Source organism: Clostridioides sp. GD02367 (genome assembly GCF_045900275.1).
Lineage (GTDB): Bacteria > Bacillota > Clostridia > Peptostreptococcales > Peptostreptococcaceae > Clostridioides > Clostridioides difficile_A.
Genome location: NZ_JBJODK010000015.1, coordinates 64,424 through 83,619, shown reverse-complemented (window position 1 = coordinate 83,619; position 19,196 = coordinate 64,424). Strand labels below are relative to the sequence as shown.

General features: G+C 27.4%; 19 protein-coding genes. 17 read left to right on the top strand and 2 right to left on the bottom strand.

The window, feature by feature from the left end; genetic code table 11:
- Window positions 1–126: 126 nt before the first annotated feature.
- The 9 genes from Q3223_RS16800 to Q3223_RS16760 all read left to right on the top strand — a co-directional run bounded on the left by Q3223_RS16800 (window position 127) and on the right by Q3223_RS16760 (window position 11,500).
- Window positions 127–1,020, top strand: a complete 894-nt coding sequence (locus Q3223_RS16800) for a sulfide/dihydroorotate dehydrogenase-like FAD/NAD-binding protein (protein ID WP_407812228.1) — start codon at window positions 127–129, stop codon at window positions 1,018–1,020.
- Window positions 1,020–2,414 carry an NADPH-dependent glutamate synthase gene (gene gltA / locus Q3223_RS16795; protein WP_054270029.1) on the top strand — a complete coding sequence of 465 codons (1,395 nt, stop codon included), beginning with the start codon at window positions 1,020–1,022 and terminating at the stop codon, window positions 2,412–2,414. The genes Q3223_RS16800 and gltA overlap by 1 nt, the downstream gene beginning before the upstream one ends.
- 238 nt (window positions 2,415–2,652) lie before the next feature.
- Window positions 2,653–4,881: an EAL domain-containing protein gene (locus Q3223_RS16790; RefSeq protein ID WP_407812227.1), complete on the top strand. Its 2,229-nt coding sequence runs from the start codon at window positions 2,653–2,655 to the stop codon at window positions 4,879–4,881.
- Window positions 4,882–5,021: 140 nt separating this feature from the next.
- Complete coding sequence (locus Q3223_RS16785; protein WP_054270031.1) at window positions 5,022–5,768, top strand: ABC transporter ATP-binding protein; 747 nt, start codon at window positions 5,022–5,024, stop codon at window positions 5,766–5,768.
- On the top strand, window positions 5,768–7,642 hold the full coding sequence (locus Q3223_RS16780) for an FtsX-like permease family protein (protein WP_407812226.1): 1,875 nt from the start codon (window positions 5,768–5,770) through the stop codon (window positions 7,640–7,642). The genes Q3223_RS16785 and Q3223_RS16780 overlap by 1 nt, the downstream gene beginning before the upstream one ends.
- Before the next feature lie 119 nt (window positions 7,643–7,761).
- The gene (locus Q3223_RS16775; RefSeq protein ID WP_054270033.1) at window positions 7,762–9,153 is read left to right on the top strand and encodes an MATE family efflux transporter; all 1,392 of its coding nucleotides are present in this window, start codon (window positions 7,762–7,764) and stop codon (window positions 9,151–9,153) included.
- A gap of 107 nt (window positions 9,154–9,260) precedes the next feature.
- On the top strand, window positions 9,261–10,301 hold the full coding sequence (locus Q3223_RS16770) for a Fic family protein (RefSeq protein WP_054270034.1): 1,041 nt from the start codon (window positions 9,261–9,263) through the stop codon (window positions 10,299–10,301).
- Window positions 10,302–10,561: 260 nt separating this feature from the next.
- Window positions 10,562–11,215, top strand: a complete 654-nt coding sequence (locus Q3223_RS16765) for an FMN-dependent NADH-azoreductase (protein ID WP_054270035.1) — start codon at window positions 10,562–10,564, stop codon at window positions 11,213–11,215.
- A gap of 75 nt (window positions 11,216–11,290) precedes the next feature.
- Window positions 11,291–11,500: a hypothetical protein gene (locus Q3223_RS16760; protein WP_021384315.1), complete on the top strand. Its 210-nt coding sequence runs from the start codon at window positions 11,291–11,293 to the stop codon at window positions 11,498–11,500.
- A 140-nt stretch (window positions 11,501–11,640) separates the two neighbouring features.
- Here the strand turns inward: Q3223_RS16760 and Q3223_RS16755 are convergent, their stop codons facing one another.
- Window positions 11,641–12,207 (bottom strand): DUF1836 domain-containing protein, encoded by a 567-nt coding sequence (locus Q3223_RS16755; protein WP_065388383.1) that lies wholly within the window; start codon window positions 12,205–12,207, stop codon window positions 11,641–11,643.
- Between the two features lie 160 nt (window positions 12,208–12,367).
- Here Q3223_RS16755 and Q3223_RS16750 point away from each other — a divergent pair, with 160 nt between their 5' ends.
- The gene (locus Q3223_RS16750) at window positions 12,368–13,021 is read left to right on the top strand and encodes a hemolysin III family protein (RefSeq protein ID WP_054270036.1); all 654 of its coding nucleotides are present in this window, start codon (window positions 12,368–12,370) and stop codon (window positions 13,019–13,021) included.
- Window positions 13,022–13,172: 151 nt separating this feature from the next.
- On the opposite strand, the gene Q3223_RS16745 is transcribed toward Q3223_RS16750, so the two are convergent.
- Entirely contained in the window at window positions 13,173–13,349 is a 177-nt protein-coding gene (locus Q3223_RS16745) for a hypothetical protein (RefSeq protein ID WP_003420092.1), read from the bottom strand.
- 526 nt (window positions 13,350–13,875) lie between these two features.
- Between Q3223_RS16745 and Q3223_RS16740 the strand changes: the two genes are divergently transcribed.
- Genes Q3223_RS16740 through hisF form a run of 7 tightly spaced genes read left to right on the top strand, consistent with a single transcriptional unit; the run spans window position 13,876 to window position 19,189 of the window.
- On the top strand, window positions 13,876–14,820 hold the full coding sequence (locus Q3223_RS16740; protein WP_054270037.1) for an ATP phosphoribosyltransferase regulatory subunit: 945 nt from the start codon (window positions 13,876–13,878) through the stop codon (window positions 14,818–14,820).
- 21 nt (window positions 14,821–14,841) lie between these two features.
- Window positions 14,842–15,468, top strand: a complete 627-nt coding sequence (gene hisG / locus Q3223_RS16735) for an ATP phosphoribosyltransferase (protein ID WP_021384322.1) — start codon at window positions 14,842–14,844, stop codon at window positions 15,466–15,468.
- A gap of 27 nt (window positions 15,469–15,495) precedes the next feature.
- The gene (gene hisC / locus Q3223_RS16730) at window positions 15,496–16,545 is read left to right on the top strand and encodes a histidinol-phosphate transaminase (protein WP_054270038.1); all 1,050 of its coding nucleotides are present in this window, start codon (window positions 15,496–15,498) and stop codon (window positions 16,543–16,545) included.
- Complete coding sequence (hisB, locus tag Q3223_RS16725) at window positions 16,542–17,126, top strand: imidazoleglycerol-phosphate dehydratase HisB (RefSeq protein ID WP_407812236.1); 585 nt, start codon at window positions 16,542–16,544, stop codon at window positions 17,124–17,126. The genes hisC and hisB overlap by 4 nt, the downstream gene beginning before the upstream one ends.
- Window position 17,127: 1 nt before the next feature.
- Window positions 17,128–17,730, top strand: a complete 603-nt coding sequence (gene hisH, locus Q3223_RS16720) for an imidazole glycerol phosphate synthase subunit HisH (protein WP_054276528.1) — start codon at window positions 17,128–17,130, stop codon at window positions 17,728–17,730.
- Window positions 17,727–18,449 (top strand): 1-(5-phosphoribosyl)-5-[(5-phosphoribosylamino)methylideneamino]imidazole-4-carboxamide isomerase, encoded by a 723-nt coding sequence (gene hisA, locus Q3223_RS16715; RefSeq protein WP_284181858.1) that lies wholly within the window; start codon window positions 17,727–17,729, stop codon window positions 18,447–18,449. The genes hisH and hisA overlap by 4 nt, the downstream gene beginning before the upstream one ends.
- Window positions 18,431–19,189: an imidazole glycerol phosphate synthase subunit HisF gene (gene hisF, locus Q3223_RS16710; RefSeq protein WP_054270042.1), complete on the top strand. Its 759-nt coding sequence runs from the start codon at window positions 18,431–18,433 to the stop codon at window positions 19,187–19,189. Before hisA ends, hisF begins: the two co-directional genes overlap by 19 nt.
- The last annotated feature ends 7 nt before the right edge of the window (window positions 19,190–19,196 follow it).

Genomic DNA, 19,196 nt, shown 5'->3' with positions numbered 1-19,196 from the left:
TGTCCAATACAAAACAATTAATCAAGAACTAATATTATATTATAATAAGTTATAGTTTTGTGTGTTTATGTTTTTAATTAAATTTAGAGTGGGAAAAATATATTTGTTAGAATGGAGAATAGCGAGATGAGTAATAGAATAGTTAGTAAGAGACAATTAACAGATAGTATTTATTTGATGGAAATAGAGGCGCCTAGAGTTGCAAAATCTTCTCAACCTGGTCAATTTATAATAATTAAGAATGACGAAAAGGGAGAAAGAATTCCTCTAACAATAGCTGACTATGATAGAGAAAAAGGAACAGTAACTATTGTATTCCAGACAGTTGGTGCTTCAACTAAAAAATTAGCAATGTTTGAAGAAAACGATTTTGTAATGGACTTTGTAGGACCATTAGGACAAGCAAGTGAATTTATACATGAAGATATAGAAGAATTAAAAAATAAAAAAATATTATTTGTAGCTGGTGGAGTTGGTTCTGCTCCAGTGTATCCACAAGTTAAATGGTTTAAAGAGAATGGATTAGATGTAGATGTAATAATTGGTGCAAGAACTAAAGAATTAATAATATTAGAAGATGATATGAGAGAAGTAGCTAAAAACGTATACGTATCAACAGATGATGGTACATATGGATTTAATGGAAGAGTTACAGACTTATTAAAAGATTTAGTTGATAATCAAGGCAAAAAATATGACCAAGCAATCGTAATTGGACCAATGATAATGATGAAATTTATGTGCCAATTAACTAAAGAGTTAAATATACCTACTATAGTAAGTTTAAATACAATAATGATTGATGGAACAGGTATGTGTGGTGGTTGTAGAGTTAGTGTTGGAGATGAAACTAAGTTTGCATGTGTAGATGGTCCAGAATTTGACGGACATTTAGTTGACTTTGACCAAGCAATGAGAAGACAATCTATGTACAAGACTCAAGAAGGAAGAGCTATGCTAAAACTTGAAGAAGGCGATAGTCATCATCATAGTAAGTGTGGATGTGGAGGTAACAAATAATGGATGCTAAAAAAGTAAAAGTACCAGTTAGAGAACAAGAACCTGCTGTAAGAGCAAAAAATTTTGATGAAGTGTGTTTAGGATACAATAAAGAAGAAGCTATGGCAGAAGCTAATAGATGTTTGGCTTGTAAAAAACCAAAATGTGTAGGTGGATGTCCAGTAGGAATAGATATTCCAGGATTTATAACAAAAGTTAAAGAAGATGATATAGAAGGTGCTGCTAAAGTAATAGCTAAGAGTAGTTCATTACCAGCTGTTTGTGGTAGAGTATGCCCACAAGAAAGTCAATGTGAAGGTGTATGTATACTTGGAATAAAATCAGATGCAGTATCAATAGGTAAACTAGAAAGATTTGTAGCAGATTGGTCAAAAGAAAATGATATAAATTTATCTGATACAGAGCCTAAGAAAAATCAAAAAGTAGCAGTAATAGGAAGTGGTCCAGCAGGACTAGCTTGTGCTGGTGATTTAGCCAAAAAAGGTTATGATGTAACAATCTTTGAAGCAATGCATGAGCCAGGTGGAGTTTTAACTTATGGTATACCTGAATTTAGACTTCCAAAACAAGCTGTTGTTCAACCTGAAATAGATAATATAAGAAAATTAGGTGTAAAAATAGAAACTAATGTAATTGTTGGTAAGACAATAACAGTAGATGAGCTTATAGAAGATGAAGGATTTGAAGCTATATTCATAGGTTCAGGAGCAGGTCTTCCAATGTTTATGAATATACCAGGAGAGAATGCAAATGGGGTATTTTCTGCAAATGAATTCTTAACTAGAGTAAACTTAATGAAAGCTTACAGAGATGATTATGACACACCTATTAGTTCTGGTAAAAAAGTTGCTGTAGTTGGTGGTGGAAATGTTGCTATGGACGCTGCTAGAACTGCATTAAGATTAGGTTCAGAATCATATATAGTTTATAGAAGAAGTGAAAAAGAGCTTCCAGCAAGAGCTGAAGAAGTACACCATGCAAAAGAAGAAGGTATTATATTTAATACATTGACAAATCCTAAAGAAATTTTAGTAGATGAAAATGGATATGTTAAAGGTATGGTTTGTATAAGAATGGAATTAGGAGAACCAGATGATTCTGGAAGAAGAAGACCTATAGAAATAGAAGGTTCTGAATTTGTACTTGATGTAGATACAGTTATAATGTCACTTGGAACAAGTCCAAATCCATTAATATCTTCTACGACAAAGAGTCTTGATATAAATAAGAGAAGATGTCTAATAACAGATGAAAATGGACAAACTTCTAAAGAAGGAGTATTTGCAGGTGGAGATGCTGTTACTGGAGCAGCAACAGTAATATCTGCAATGGGAGCTGGTAAAACAGCAGCAGCCTCAATAGATGAATACTTAAAAGCAAAAGTTAATGCTTAATTTGTAAATTAAAAATACCAAGCTAGAATATAATTTCTGGCTTGGTATTTTTTAATTGTACAATTGTTATTGTCGTAATATTTGACACTATTCTACCATAATTAGACATAATTGTGATAAAATGGTATACAATAAAGGTTTTATAAGGAGGTAATAATGTGTTGATAACAAAATTAAATTTGCTAAATCTAACATTAGATAACAAAAAAATAAATTATATAATTAATGGTGTTTTAATATGAGAAGAAAAGAAAAAGTATTTGATGGACTAATTTTTAAACACATATTAATTTTATTAATGTTATTAGTCTTGATTGATTTCACAAGCACAATTATATGTGCAAGTAATTCTATGAAGGTTACTTCTGAAAATATGCTTGAGGCATCTAAAAGAGAGCTTGAGGACTATTTAAAAACAAACACTTCCTTATTAAAAGCTCTTAGTCAAGATGATAGATTTTCTAATAGTGAGATATCTCTAATTGAAAAAGGAAAATTATTAAGACCATATCAAAAAGAATATAATCTTTTTATGATTGGTATAACAGATACAGAAGGAAATGTTTCAAGTACATATAGGGAAAAAGTTGGTTCAATAAAAAATAAGGTTGGTTTTAAGAAAGCAATTAAAACTAAGCAAGTAGTAGTTTCAGACATTGAGACTAGTAATGTTACAGGTGATAAAGTGTTTATTATATATATGCCTATTGTAAAAAACAATGAGGTAACAGGAACCATTTTTGCGTCTTTTTATTTTCAAAATGTAAATAAGATAGTGAGTAGAAGTAACTTTGAGGATTCTATTAAATTTCTAATGATAGATAAAGATTATACTCTTATTTCTGAATCGGATAAAAACTCTATCAATAATAAAAGTAATACTTTGAGTTTAGAAGGGAATATCATAGGAAGTACTAAAGATGAAATTTTAAAAAATATAAATGAAAAACAAAAAAGTAGTTTTTTATATTGGAATAACTGGAGATTATATAATGTAAAATATACAAATATTAAGGATACTAATTGGACTTTAATATCAAAATGTGATATATTTGAAAATTTTAAAAGCCTAATAATTAATTTTATAATAAAATTATATTTCTATATATTAATATTTATGATATTGTGGAAATTAAGTAATGCTAAGTTAATAGACCAACTTAAAAAGTTGGCTTATTATGATTCTTTAAGTGGAATAAAAAACAAGGAAAAATTTAGAAAAGATTCTATATATATTTTAAAAAATTACTATCGAGATGATTTCTACTTGGTGCAGTTAGATGTAAATAAATTTAAATATATAAATGAGATGTTTGGTTATTCTGAGGGAAATAAGATATTAATTCATATTGCACATGTTTTAAATAATAATATGAATAAATTTGAGCTTTGTGCTAGGATGGATAATGACCATTTTATACTATTGGTTTTTTGCAGTACTGAAGATGAACTTTTAAGTAGATTGTCTAAAATAAATAATGAAATTTGTAACTTAAGTACTAATAATTCATCTAAATATAAAATTGTTATATCAAGTGGAATATATAAAATCACTGAAAAAGATGATGCTCAAAAGATTGACCTGTTAATTGACAGAGCAAATATTGCAGCAAAAACTAAAAAAGAAAAATACGAACACTCATATTCATTTTTTAATGAAGAGACAAGAAATCGACTGTATAATGAAAAACGATTGGAAGATAATATGAATAAAGCTTTAGAAAAAGATGAATTTATAGTGTATTATCAGCCTAAATATAGTCTAAATGATGGAAATGAAATTGAGGGAGCAGAAGCTCTGATAAGATGGGATAGCCCAGAAATGGGATTTATTTCACCTATAGACTTTATACCTTTATTTGAAAAGAATGGTTTCATTGTAAATGTTGACATGTTTGTATTTGAAGAGGTTTGTAAGACGATTAACAAATGGATAAATGAAGGATATACTCCTGTACCAATCTCAGTGAATATGTCTAGAGTTCATTTATACAGAGATAATTTTATAGAAAATATCACTGATTTGATAAATAAGTACAACATCTCTCCTAAGTTTATTGAACTTGAACTAACTGAAAGTGTTGTATTTGACAATTTAGATATATTGATTAACATAATGAAAAAGCTTAAAGAAATAGGTTTTATTATATCAATGGATGACTTTGGTTCAGGGTATTCATCTTTAAATTTATTAAAAGACCTTCCTTTTGATGTTTTAAAATTGGATAGAGGATTTTTAATTGAGACAACAGATACAAAACGTGGTAAAATTATTATTTCCAAGATAGTAGAAATGGCAAAAGCTATTAATATTAAAGTAATCTGTGAAGGTGTAGAAACTTATGAACAAGTGGAATTCTTAAAAGAAATAGGTTGTGATAAAGTTCAAGGATACTTATTTGCTAAACCTATGGTGTTAGATGAATTTGAAAAACGTTTAAATTTTAAATTTAATAGTAATCAATAATTAGTTAGATTATTTAATGCCCTAATTTAATTGGCTTACAAATATGTAAGTTAATTGTTAGGGTATTTTTATGGTTAAAGTAGTATGTTCACGATAATATAGTATTGTAGTAAAAATAAAAAAGTTATGGAGAATATAAAATGAACATATTAAGTATTAAAAATATATCAAAAACATATTGTGGGAAAGTTCCATTTAAAGCCTTGGATAAAGTTAGTATAAATATAGAAAAAGGAGAGTTCGTAGCTATTATGGGACCATCTGGAAGTGGTAAATCTACTCTTTTAAATATAATATCTACAGTTGACAAACAGAATGAAGGGAAAGTTATATTAGATGGATGTGACATAAGTGAATTAGAAGGAGAAAAGCTTGCTGAATTTAGAAGAAAACAACTTGGTTTTGTATTTCAAGATTTTAACTTAATTGATACTCTAACTGTTGAAGAAAATATCATGTTACCACTTACATTAGATGGTGCGAATGTTAAAGATATGAATAGACAAACCATAAACGTAGCTAAATTTTTAGGTATTGATAATCTTTTAGATAGGAGAATCTATGAAATTTCAGGAGGTCAGGCTCAAAGATGTGCTATTGCCAGGGCAATTATAAATAGACCATCACTACTACTTGCAGACGAACCAACTGGAAATCTTGATTCAAAATCTACTGATGATGTTCTAAGATTATTTACTAAGATAAATAAAGAACAAAATGTAACTACACTTATGGTAACTCATGAAGCATATAGTGCAAGTTACTCAGATAGAGTGATTTTTATAAAGGATGGGTGTGTATATACAGAAATAAAAAAATCTGGAAGCAGTAATTCTTTTTATGATGAAATACTATCTGTATTGTCTCAGATAGGAGGTGCAAGATAGTGAGCTTTAGAAGGTTTGCTTATAATAATATAGTTAGGAACTTTAGTGCATATTTAGCATATTTTTTAAGTTCAGTTTTTTCTATAATGATATTTTTTGTCTTTGCTGTATCTATGTTTCATCCAATCATAGCAGATTCAGGAATCCAAAATGGCTCTACTGCGTTTATGGCTCTTATGGTTTCCGAATTAATAATACTAGGGTTTAGCTTGCTTTTTATATTGTATTCTTTAGGAAATTTCTTAAAATATAGATTAAAAGATTTTGGAATATTGATAATAATTGGAATGAGCAATAGACAATTAAAAAGATTGATATTAATTGAGAACTTGATAATAGGTTCCTTAGCAATAATACTGGGAATATTACTTGGTCTATCAGTCTCTAAATTGTTTTTATTGTATTTAAGTAAGTTATTTTATATAAACTTAACAGCAATTTATTTTCCATTAAAAGCAATACTGATGACAGTCATATGTTTTACAATTTTGTTTTTAATAACAGGACCATTAAGCTTAAAGTTATTGAATAAGAATAATGTTTTAGAGCTTTTAGTAGGAACAAGAAAGCCTAAAAAAGATATAAAGACTTCAAAGTTGCTTGGAGTAATTTGTATAGTATGTCTTATAATAGGATATGCTATGATACTATTTGGTAACAAGTTAAAAATAAATGGAGGTATGTATACAATAACGTTATTAATCATTTTGGGTACATTTTTACTTTTTTCTCAATTTATAATTTTAATATTAAAGTATTTAAAAAATAAAGAAAAGTTTTATAAAAGAAAAGTGAATATGTTACTTATAAGTAATCTAATGTATAAATTAAAAGATAATACAAGGTTGCTGTTTTTAATGACAATACTTTTATCAGCTACTTTAGTAGCATTTACAACAACTTCATCACTTGTAAGTTCTCAAGGAGAATCTTCTAAAAACAACTTCCCAATGGTTTACTCATATTTCTCAGAAGATAATAATGAGAAAGAATATGAAGAATTGCAACAAATTAGAAAGACAATTAAAAGATATGATTATAAAGAGCTGAGTTTCCCTATACTTAAACATAATAGAGATGCGATATTAAGTGTAAAAAATTATAATGCATTGTCGAAACAATTAAAATTAGATGAGGTGAATCTCAAAAAAGATGAAGGTATATTAATTCCTGGTAGTAATTCACAAGAACACATAAAGTCTCTAAAACAAGTAAAAAATTATAATATAAAAAGAATAAATATAAAAATAAAAGCATCATCAAATAATATAATTTTTCCTACTGGAATGTTCAATAAAATTATAATTATAAATGATAGTTTATATAATGATATAGAAAATGAATTTTCAAAACTGAGTTTTTATGGATTTGATTATAATAACTGGCAAACTAGTGCTAATATAACTGAAAATCTAAAAGAAAAGCACTTTAATTTGGATAGAGAATATAATAGGTCATACTTTTTAACTTTACCAGACATGTATTTAGTGGAATTACAACAAAGTAAAATTCTACAATTTATGGGTATTTTTATAGGTGTGATACTTTTTATGGGTGTTTTAAGTTTTTTATATTTTAGATTATATACAGATGAGCCATATGATAAAGTTAAATACAAAAACTTATCAAAAATAGGTCTATCTTTTAAAACTATGAATAAGATTGTTAGTATAGAGATAGGTACATTATTTTTCATACCATATTTTATAGCAATTGCAAACACCATACTTTCTCTATTCTTTTTAAATAATATATTAAATAGTAGTTTTAACTTAGAAAATCTGGGTATATTACTAGTGCTCTCATCTATATATACACTTTATTTTTATCTGTTAAAAAATTTTTATATTAGAAAAGTTTGGTTTTTTGATTAAAGTGGTATATAATAGATATATAAAATTAATATTTAAAAAGTAGTTAATATTAAGGGAGGGCATTTGCACCTCCCTTGTAATATGTGGAAAATTGAATATTAGAAGAAGGAGGAGACTTGATGGAAAATCAACAATTATTAGGAACAGAACGAATTAGCAAATTACTACTTAAATATTCTATACCAGCGATAATAGGTATGTTGGTAAATAGTTTATATAATGTAGTAGATAGAATCTTTATTGGAAATATACCAGGAGTTGGGCCACTTGCAATAACAGGTCTTGGTGTCACAATGCCGATAATGACAATAATACTTGCATTTGGTATGTTGATAGGTATAGGAACAACTACTACTATATCAATAAAACTTGGGCAAGGTAAAGTAGAAGAGGCAAGAAAACTTATAGGAAATGCAATGACATTATCTGTAATAACAGGAATTATTATAATGATACTTGGAATCTTATTTGCAAATAAGATACTTACATTATTTGGAGCAAGTGAAAATACCCTTATATATGCAAAATCATATATAAATATTATATTATTAGGTACAGTAGTAAATCTTCTTTCCTTTTCTTTAAACCACTCAATAAGAGCTGATGGTAGCCCTAAAATTTCAGCAGGAATAATGATAATAGGATGTTTAACTAATATAGTTTTAGACTGGATATTAATATTTGGATTCAATTTGGGAATACAAGGGGCTGCAATTGCTACAGTAACTTCTCAAGCTCTTACAGCTGTTTTAACTATAGGATATTATATAAGTGGAAAATCAAACTTAAGATTTAGTAAATCTAATCTAAAATTAGATAAGAAACTAATAAAAGCAGTATTTGCAATAGGTATGTCTCCATTTGCAATGCAACTTGCAGCAAGTTTGGTTCAAGTCATATCAAATATTGCACTTAAAACTCATGGTGGAGATTTAGCTATAGGTGCTATGGCTACAATTTCTTCTATCGCAATGGTATTTTTAATGCCTATCTTTGGAATAAATCAAGGAGCGCAACCTATTATAGGTTTCAATTATGGAGCTGAAAAATACGATAGGGTTAAAAAAGCATATTTAGGTTCATTAGTAGTAGCTACTATAATTTTATGTATGGGTATGGTAGTAGTCATGGTTTTCCCAGAGGCGATTATAGGAATATTTAATAAAGACCCTGAGCTTATGAGTATATCTGTTGATGGTTTAAGAATATATCTACTTATGTTGCCAATTGTGGGCTTATCAGTTACAGGAACAAACTTTATACAATCTATAGGAAAAGCCAAAATGGCAATGTTATTAAGTCTTTTAAGACAAGTAATTTTATTGATACCAGCAGTACTAATTCTTCCTACATTCCTAGGTTTACAGGGTGTATGGACAGCTCAACCAGTGTCTGACTTTATAGCTACAGTAATTACAGGTGTAGTCGTATTTAGAGAGTTAAAAAGATATACTCCTAAGAGTGAAAGATTAAATGAAAGTGAAAAACTAAATGAGATAACAACTGAATAAGAAATATAAATTCAGATAATTGAGCAAGAAATTGCAAAAAATACAATTATATGATAAAATAAAACCGCTGTCAAGGATAAGAGAAATTCTAATTATGGAGTGATTTTATGGAATTTACAAAGAAAAGCAAATTAAAAAATATGTATGTAAACATGAATGTAGCAAGAATGTTGTCTAAGATAAATGAGTATAAGGGTAGACAACTGCTTTACAAAAAACAACCAAAAGAAATTTTAGAAAGATTAGAAAAAAAATCTTTAGTAGATTGTTCTGAATCTACATACATTGGAAATCAAAGAGATAGTAGTAATTTTAATTTAGAGAAATTAATAAGTAATGAAGTTACACCTAGAAGTAGAGAAGAATTGAGCATTGTTGAATACAGAGATGTAGTAAAAACTATTAATAGTGCTTATGAAAGTATTCCAATAAGTTCACAAACAATTCTTGAGCTTCATGGATACTTATATAAATTTTCATCTACTAGAGGAGGAAGCTACAAATCAGATAATGATTTTATTGAACACAATTTAAAATGTGGTGAATTCATAAGTATTGATTCAGGTGTAAATAAGGTGGAAAAAGCTGTAGAAGAAATATGTGAAGCTTATAATACATTGATGGAGGAAGATGAAATTGATATATTAATATTAATTTCTGCATTTGTGTTAGATTTCATATTGATACATCCATTCAAAGAAGGTAATATAAAAATGGCGAGAGTACTTATCCTATTGTTGCTAAATAAAAATGGATATGAAGTTGGAAGATATATAAGTTTAGGAAAAATATTTGATGATAGTTCATATGAGTATTACAGTAATTTAAATTATTTGAAATCGTCTATAGGTAGTGAGAAAGCAGATATGAATGCATGGATTGAGTACTTTTTAGAAACAATATTGACTGCATATGAGAAGTTGGATGATAGTTTAAATATATCTGATAAGAAAAGACAAACCAAAACTAGTAGAATAGAAAAAATAATAAATTCTACTCTTGGATATTTTACAAAAGAAGATATAAGAGATTTATGTCCTGATATTCCAGAACCTACAATAAATAGAGTTTTTAACAATCTAAGAAAACAAGATAAGATAGAGGTTGTTGCAAGAGGTAGAAGCGCAAAATGGAAGAAAAAATATTAAAAAATATTTAAATAATTGTAATGGTATAGTGTTTTAACACTATACCATTTTTATTAAAATTATAAGCATTATTTAGGCTAGAATATCTATTTTTTATTATATCTTTAATATTTTCTGTAATTAATACACATAATATTTTATTGTTTTTACTTTTAAGATTATTTAAAATTTGTATCTTTATTTATTTTATGATTTGGCAACAGAATAGAATGGTTATATTTGTGAAATAATAATATAAAAATAATCTTAGGAGTGAGCTTATGAAGAAAAAATTATTATATATAAATGTAAATTCAAAACCTGAAGACTTATCTTCAAGCAAAACTGTAGCAAGAAAATTTATAAATAAATTTATGGAAGAAAACAAGGATTTTGAGGTTGAAGAAATAGACCTTTATAAAGAGCATATACCAAGACTTGAATATCAGTACTTTGAAAAGAGAAATTGCATAGTTAATGAAGAAGATGCTAAGAAGTTGGATGATAAGGATAGAAAAGAGATTACAAAGATTAGAAGCCTTTGTGACCAATTTGTGAGTGCAAGTGTATACGTAATAGCGGCACCTATGTGGAGCTTATCTTTTCCAGCACCACTTAAAGAATATATAGACTGTATAATTCAAGATGGAAAAACTATATCATTTGAAGGTAATGATAAGCCACAAGGAATTTTAAACGATATTGATAGAAGTATGGTATATATACAATCTTCAGGTGGACACATACCATGGGTATTGAAACCAGTTATGAATAAAGGATTAAATTATGTGGAAAGTATAATGAAATTTATAGGAATTAAGAAATTTGATGAATTATTAGTAGATGGAACTGGAACTAGTGAAGAAGAAAGACAAAGTGCAATAGAGAAAGCATCTGAAAAGATAGAAGGTATAATAGATTCTATGAAGTTCTAATTATAATATTTTATTAAAAATATAAAGGAAAAACCTCTTTTAATGTAGAAACTTATATTGAAGGAGGCGAAAATCATGCGAGAAGAAAAAAGTAATGAAAAGTATGATTGTTATTGGTGTAATCAAGAAAATAATTTCTGTGTAGAGATAAAAGACAATGTAGTTATGATAGATGATGGCACTGGTATATTAAAACAAGCCGTTTTCATAGGGTATAAACAAATCCAAGTTAATTTAAATTGTTCACATTGTCAAAACTTAAATAGGATAAAATTAAATTTGTAGAACCTTAACATGGAGATTATTAGAAAGAATTAAAAATAGAAAGTATTAATATTTAGACTGAAAATTATATTGTATACAATTAAGAGCGATTTAAGTAATATTGTATTTTAATATTTATTTTCAGTCTTACTTTATTGAAATTATTTTTTAGAAATATCTGGGAAATAGGTATCTACTAATTTTTCGGAAATATTTTTTAATTGGTCAGCCATTGAAGTCAAACTCAATAAGGCTATCAGTAAATCATCTTTATTTTCTGGAGTTATTGTTACATCTTCAAAATTAGAATCTATAAAGTTTGGTATATTCTTTCTTTGATTTTCTTTTATAGACATAAATTTTTCATAACAACTAACTAAGTCATCTTCATTGAAATCATCTTTTTCATACACACCATGTAAGATTCTTTTAATTTCTTGTATTGTAAGTGTATTTTTCATAGAATAAATAATTATCATTTGTAAAATTTGTTCTTTAGTATACTTTTTCCCCTTAATAGGTTTGATTAATCCCTCTTTACTGTAATTGTTTATCATAGTTTTAGTAAGAATTTTGTCACTCTCAAATCTCTTATTAGCAGAAAGCTTATTGTCAATTAAAGAAATAATTTGGTCCATGTATAAATCAATAGAGGGAATATCATTTGAAGTTATATCAGCATTATCTAGCGTTTCTAGTATTATAGTATTAAGTTCATTATTCATCATATGCTACCTCCATAATATATATAATACAATAAATTAGAAAATAAAACAATATTGAGTCTTGTAAAAAGAATATAAAGTGGTATAATTAAATATATAATATAGTAATGAAAACTATATCGATAAATTTGATTTTTAAAATACATAATTGTAGGAGGACAAAATGTATCAATTTTTTTTGAAGGGTAGAGACCCGATAAGTAGCTTAACTCACTTTATAGGAGCTTGTTTATCTCTTTTAGCAACTATAATTTTAGTTTTTCAATCTGTATCATTGCAAGAGACCTCTCTTTTGATGATAGTATCTGTATCGATATTTGGGTTGTCACTAATTGCTCTATATAGTGCAAGCTCATATTATCATTTTTTAAAAGGAACACCAGAGCAAGAATTGTTTTTTAGAAAAGTTGACCATGCAATGATTTATGTATTAATTGCTGGTTCCTATACACCAATATGTCTAAGTTTTATGGAAAAAAAGGAAGGCATAATATTTGTTACAGCAATATGGATAGTAGCCTTTATTGGTATAATAATAAAAATCTTTTGGATGGATGCTCCTAGATGGTTGTCTACAAGTATATACTTACTTATGGGTTGGGCAATTGTCTTTGATATAAATGCATTCAATTCAATACCTAAAGATTGCCTCAAGTTATTGATTATGGAGGGAATATCTTATTCTATAGGTGCGATTATTTATATTATTAAAAAGCCTAATATAAGTCCTGAATTTGGTTTTCATGAAATCTTTCATATTTTTATTATGATAGGTTCTTTATTTCATTTTTTAGCTGTTTTGTTGTATGTTTTATAATTTAAAAGGTTTGATTGATACTAAAATTCTACAATAAATAAAATGGAACTGTCTTATATATATTGTATTTTCTACAATAAGACAGTTCCTTATTATAAATATTAAATTTTATTTATAATAAATTTTGATAAAAATAGTACATTCAAAATGCCTATTCCATAATTCCTTTAATGTACTTCTCATTTACGACATATAGTTTGAATTTATGTACTATAATTATGTCCTCTAAATTCTCTGAAACACTAACAATTCTAACACATTTATTTCTAATTTCTACAGGTAAATCTAAATCATTTGTTAAATTCACATAGTCATCATATTTATACATAAAATCATCCCTTTACATTAAGATATACTTATTATACTATATTTTAATAAGTTTTTTTAAATTATTACAATTTTTCCCGAAATTTCATTTTTTATACATAAAATTTCCAAATTAGGTAAAGATTAAATTTATAATTGTACAAATAAAAAGTCTATATAAAATATTTTATTCAATTTTACAAATAACTATTGCCAATTTTTGAAAAGTATATTATTATTAATAGTAACAAAAAACTGTAAATTTAGAATATTAATAAAAATTACTTGGGAGGAAATTATCATGGTGAGATTAGATATAGTAAAATTAAATACAAAATTAAATCATCACCATCATCATAGATTAAAGGGATTGTAATATGAAATTAATTCATAGACACAAGCCCTGTTTTTAGTGCAATTGGTCTTGTATCTATGATGGGAAGTAATTTTAAGAGAAAATTATAGCCATATAGGTATAAAGCCTATATGGCTTTTTATTATTTTAAATTTACAAAGGGAAGAGCAATTTTAATGAAAAGGGTGATAATATGAAGTTTTTAAGGATTGAAGATGAAGTTATTTATTCTAAAAAAAGATATAAATTAAAAAGAGAAATAGATAAACTTTTTTTAGATGAAGAATATTTTCAAATAGAGCCACAATTATTTGAAGAATACGATGAGTTTACGAGTATTAATAATAAAATTCCAGAAGAATCGATGGTAAAGGTTGTAAATGGAAAAGTAATGGTACTTAGAGCTGATATAACTACAAGTATAATAAAAAGTCTTGTTCCAAGATGGGAAGATGGTTTAAAGCTTAAACTTTTTTATAATTCATCAATATATAAAAATAAAAATACAGTTGGAATAAAAGAGATAAGACAGATAGGTTGTGAATGTCTAGGAGAATCTTCTGTAGAAGCAGATAGAGAAGTAGTAAAACTAGCTCTTAAGATACTTGAGAAATATAACAATAAGTTTATATTAGAAGTTGGAAGTAGCAAGTATATTAATGGTCTACTAGAAGAATTAAATTTAAATAAGAATTGTGAAAATCAAATTAAAAATTTATTGTATACGAAAAATACTCATGAATTAAAACTATATATTGAAGAGTTAAAAATTAAAAATGAAGTAAAGGAATTATTATCAAATATTTTAAGTTTACAAGGAAATTTATGTGATGTTATTGAAAAGTCAAAAAATTTCTATTGTAATGATAAGATGAAACAAGCACTTGAAGAATTAAAGCAAATAAATAACTTAATTGAAGAGTGTAATTTCTTAGATAAGGCTAGATTTGATTTATCAATGATTACAATGCTTGATTATTATGAAGGTGTTATGTTTAGAGGTTATTATCCAAACTCGTATAAAGAGATTTTGAGTGGTGGAAGATATGATTCTCTAACTAAAGAATATGGAAAAGAAATACCCGCTATTGGGTTTACATTAAGTGTTGATGAGTTAATGAAATATGTATATAAATAGGATTTAAAAGGAGGGGTTATTTTGGATTATTTGACTATAGCACTAGCAAAAGGAAGAATAGAAGGAGAATCGTTTAAAAAATTTAAAAAAATGGGTCTAGGGGACAGTATAGACACAGATACAAGAAAGTTAATCTTTAAAGATGAAGAAAATAAAATAATATATATACATGTCAAGCCATCAGATGTAGTTACATATGTTGAAAAAGGAGTAGCAGACCTTGGTATAGCAGGAAAAGATACTATTTTAGAGAATGAAACAGATGTATATGAAATATATGATTTAGGTTTTGGGAAGTGTAAATTTGCTGTAGCAGGATTAAAGGGCGACAGTATATATAGAGAAGATGAATATTTAAAAGTAGCTACAAAGTATCCAAATATAGCTAAAAAATATTTTAAGGAGAAAGGTCAAAAAATTGAAATAATAAAATTAAATGGTTCTGTAGAATTAGCTCCAATAGTAGGATTATCAGATGTAATTGTAGACATAGTTGAGACAGGTAATACACTTAAAGCAAATGGTCTTGAAATATTGGAAGATATATGTGATATAAGTGCTAGAATTATATCAAATAGAGCTAGTTATAGATTTAAATATGAACAAATTCAAAATATAATTCGTTTATTTGAAGAACTAGATAACTAAAATACAATTAAGAAGGGGGAGTTTAAATTGAGAGAAAAAGAAAGTATAAGAGAATTAAAGGGATATGAACCAAACCATGTGAATTGCAAAGTAAAACTTGATGCAAATGAAGGAAGTAAGAAGTTGTTTAAGCATCTTATTAAAGAGATTTCTGATAGTGATATAGACTTAAATTTATATCCTGAAGATTCTTATAGTGAATTGAAAGAGTCTATAATAGATTATATAAATATTTCTGGAGTAAGTAAGAAAAATCTTTTAGTAGGAAATGGTTCAAGTGAAATAATTGATTTGATAATACATACTTTTGTAGATAAAGATGAAGTGATATTAAGTTTCTCTCCAAGTTTCAGCATGTATTCTATATATAGTCAAATAAATGGCTCTAAGTTTATAGGTGTTGAAAGTGACGAAAATTTAGTTATAAACATAGATAATGTAATTGAAAAAGTAAAAGAAAACAATCCTAAAATAGTAATTGTATGTAATCCAAATAATCCAACTGGAACAATACTAAAGAGGGAAGATGTAATAAAACTCTTAGATTCAACTGACAGTTTAGTAGTTTTGGATGAAGCATACATGGATTTTGGAGAAGAAAGTATGTTGAGTGATGTTTTTAAGTATGAAAATCTAATAGTTCTTAGAACTTTATCAAAGGCATTTGGATTGGCTGGAATAAGAACAGGATATATGTTATCTAATAGTAGTTTAATAGACTCTGTTGAAAAGGTAAGACCTCCATATAATTTAAATTCATTATCAGATTTTATTGCTACAAGAGCTCTTAGAAATAAAGATATAGTGAAAGCTTATATAAATGAAGTAAAAGAAGAAAGAGAAGTTTTATATAAAGAAATGATTGATATAGGAATTAAGGCATATAAATCACAAGCAAATTTTATATTGTTCTATTCTGAAATTGAAAATCTATCACAAAAACTTATTGATAGAGGGGTGCTAATAAGGGAATTTAGTGGTAAGTTAAAAAATTATTATAGAGTTACGATTGGTGATAAAGAAGAGAATACCATATTTATGGATGCTATAAGAGATATTTTGAAAAAGGAGAAATAGGTATGAGAATTTGGAGTATAGAAAGAAATACTTTTGAAACACAAATTTCAGTAGAACTAAATATTGATGGTTCTGGTAAAGCTGAAATAGATACTGGAATAGGATTTTTAGACCATATGCTTACATTGATGGCATTTCATGGCAAGTTTGATTTAAAGGTGCTTTGTAAAGGTGATATATATGTAGATGACCATCATAGTGTTGAAGATATTGGTATAGCTATAGGGGAAGCATTTAAAAATGCTTTAGGTGATAAAAAAGGAATAAGAAGATATTCTACTATCTATATACCTATGGACGAATCTCTATCAATGGTAGCAATAGATATAAGTAATAGACCATATCTTGTATTTAATGCTAAATTTGATACTCAAATGCTTGGTAATATGAGTACGCAGTGTTTTAAAGAATTTTTCAGAGCTTTTGTAAATGAATCTAGAGTAACATTACATATTAATCTTTTATATGGAGAAAATGACCATCATAAAATAGAAAGCATATTTAAAGCTTTTGCAAGAGCTTTAAAAGAAGGAAGTGAAATAATTTCCAATGAGATAGCATCTTCAAAGGGGGTTTTGTAGAATGAATATAATAGTAGACTATGGTCTTGGAAATATAGATTCTGTATCTAGAGGTTTTAAAAAAGCTGGAATAGAAACTAAAATTTCTAGTGATATAAATGAAATTAAGAAAGCAAATTCGCTTATACTTCCAGGTGTTGGGGCTTTTAGAGATTCTATAAATGCTTTAGATGAACTAGGATTGATACCAATATTAAGAGAACATGCTTCAAAAGGAAAATTTCTGATAGGTATATGTTTAGGTATGCAATTACTTTATGAGAAAAGTTATGAGTATGGAGAATATGAAGGATTAGGACTTATAAAAGGCAGTATTGATAAATTAGATATAAGTTTAAAAGTGCCACATATGGGATGGAATAATCTAAAATTTAATAAAGAAGATGATATACTTAAATATATTAAGGAAGATGACTATGTATACTTTGTTCACTCATATTATGCAAATTCATCAAATGAAGAACTTATTGCATTTTCAGAGTATGAAAAGAAAATTCCTGCTATCGTTAGAAAAAATAATGTATATGGTATACAATTTCATCCGGAAAAAAGTGGAGAAGTAGGTTTAAATATATTAAAAGCATATGGGGAGATGATAAAATGATAATATTTCCAGCAATAGATGTAAAGGATAACAAGTGTGTCAGACTTACTCAAGGAGATTTTGATAAAGTAAATGTATATTATGATAATCCATTAGAAGTAGCAAACAAATGGAAAGATGAAGGCGCAGAATATATACATATAGTAGATTTAAACGGAGCTAGAAGTGAATTTGGTGTAAATACAGAAACAATTGAAAAGATAGCAAACAATATAGATATACCTATTCAAGTAGGCGGAGGAGTTAGAGATAAGGAAAAAGTCCAAAGTTTAATAAAAGCTGGTGTTACTAGAGTAATCCTAGGTAGTATAGCTATTGAAAATTTAAATTTGGTTGAAGAATTAGTCAACGAATATAAAGATAAAATAGTAGTCTCTATAGATGCTAAAGATGGAAAGGTAGCAGTTAGAGGTTGGGAAGTTGTAAGTAATGTGGATTCTCTAACATTGTGTAAACAACTTGGAAAAATAGGTGTGCAAACCATTGTTTATACAGATATATCAAAAGATGGAATGTTACAAGGTCCAAATTTTGATATATATGAAAAAATATCAAATGAAACATCACTAAATGTCATTGCTTCAGGAGGAGTAACCTCTATAGATGATGTTAGAAGATTGAAAGATATGAATCTATATGGTGCTATAATAGGTAAGGCACTATATGACAAAAAGATAGACTTTAAGGAGGCACAACAAATATGCTTACTAGAAGAATAATACCATGTCTAGATGTAAGGAATGGAAGAGTTGTAAAAGGTAAGAAATTCAAAGACATAGTGGATGTTGACAGTCCAGAGGTACTTGGGAAGTTTTATAGTGATTGTGGAGCAGATGAACTTGTATTTTATGACATAACTGCATCAAACGAAGACAGAAAGACATCCTTAGAATTTGTAACAAAGGTTGCAGAAAATATAAATATACCATTCTGTGTTGGTGGAGGCGTAAATAAGTTAGAAGATTTTACTGATATTTTAAGAAAAGGTGCTGATAAAGTTTCTATAAATTCATCAGCAGTCAAAAATCCTGAATTAATAAGGGAAGCATCATTAAAATTTGGAGCGCAATGTGTTGTTTTATCAATAGATGCAAAGAAAAATGAAGAAGGTTCATGGAGTGTATATGTAAAAGGTGGTAGAGAAAAGACTAGTCTTGATGCAATTGAGTGGGCTGTTAAGGGTGTAGAGCTTGGAGCAGGGGAAATCGTTGTAAATAGTATGGATGAAGATGGAATGAAAAATGGATATGACATAGAATTGTTATCAAAAATAACTTCTTTAGTGAATGTACCTGTTATAGCATCAGGTGGTGCTGGTAAAATGGAAGATTTCTATGAGGCTGTAAAAGAATCTAATGTGGATGGAATTTTAGCAGCATCTGTATTTCATTTTGGAGAAATAAAAATAAATGATTTGAAGAAATATTTAAAAAACATGGGTGTAGAAGTAAGATTATAAGCAAGAT

Coding starts and splice junctions, on each gene's coding strand:
- Q3223_RS16750 (WP_054270036.1), top strand. CDS start 12,368: ATGTATCAATTTTTTTTGAAGGGTAGAGACCCGATAAGTAGCTTAACT.
- Q3223_RS16745 (WP_003420092.1), bottom strand. CDS start 13,349: ATGTATAAATATGATGACTATGTGAATTTAACAAATGATTTAGATTTA.
- gltA (WP_054270029.1), top strand. CDS start 1,020: ATGGATGCTAAAAAAGTAAAAGTACCAGTTAGAGAACAAGAACCTGCT.
- Q3223_RS16785 (WP_054270031.1), top strand. CDS start 5,022: ATGAACATATTAAGTATTAAAAATATATCAAAAACATATTGTGGGAAA.
- Q3223_RS16760 (WP_021384315.1), top strand. CDS start 11,291: ATGCGAGAAGAAAAAAGTAATGAAAAGTATGATTGTTATTGGTGTAAT.
- Q3223_RS16790 (WP_407812227.1), top strand. CDS start 2,653: ATGAGAAGAAAAGAAAAAGTATTTGATGGACTAATTTTTAAACACATA.
- Q3223_RS16800 (WP_407812228.1), top strand. CDS start 127: ATGAGTAATAGAATAGTTAGTAAGAGACAATTAACAGATAGTATTTAT.
- hisA (WP_284181858.1), top strand. CDS start 17,727: ATGATAATATTTCCAGCAATAGATGTAAAGGATAACAAGTGTGTCAGA.
- hisF (WP_054270042.1), top strand. CDS start 18,431: ATGCTTACTAGAAGAATAATACCATGTCTAGATGTAAGGAATGGAAGA.
- Q3223_RS16755 (WP_065388383.1), bottom strand. CDS start 12,207: ATGATGAATAATGAACTTAATACTATAATACTAGAAACGCTAGATAAT.
- hisH (WP_054276528.1), top strand. CDS start 17,128: ATGAATATAATAGTAGACTATGGTCTTGGAAATATAGATTCTGTATCT.
- Q3223_RS16770 (WP_054270034.1), top strand. CDS start 9,261: ATGGAATTTACAAAGAAAAGCAAATTAAAAAATATGTATGTAAACATG.
- Q3223_RS16740 (WP_054270037.1), top strand. CDS start 13,876: ATGAAGTTTTTAAGGATTGAAGATGAAGTTATTTATTCTAAAAAAAGA.
- Q3223_RS16775 (WP_054270033.1), top strand. CDS start 7,762: ATGGAAAATCAACAATTATTAGGAACAGAACGAATTAGCAAATTACTA.
- Q3223_RS16765 (WP_054270035.1), top strand. CDS start 10,562: ATGAAGAAAAAATTATTATATATAAATGTAAATTCAAAACCTGAAGAC.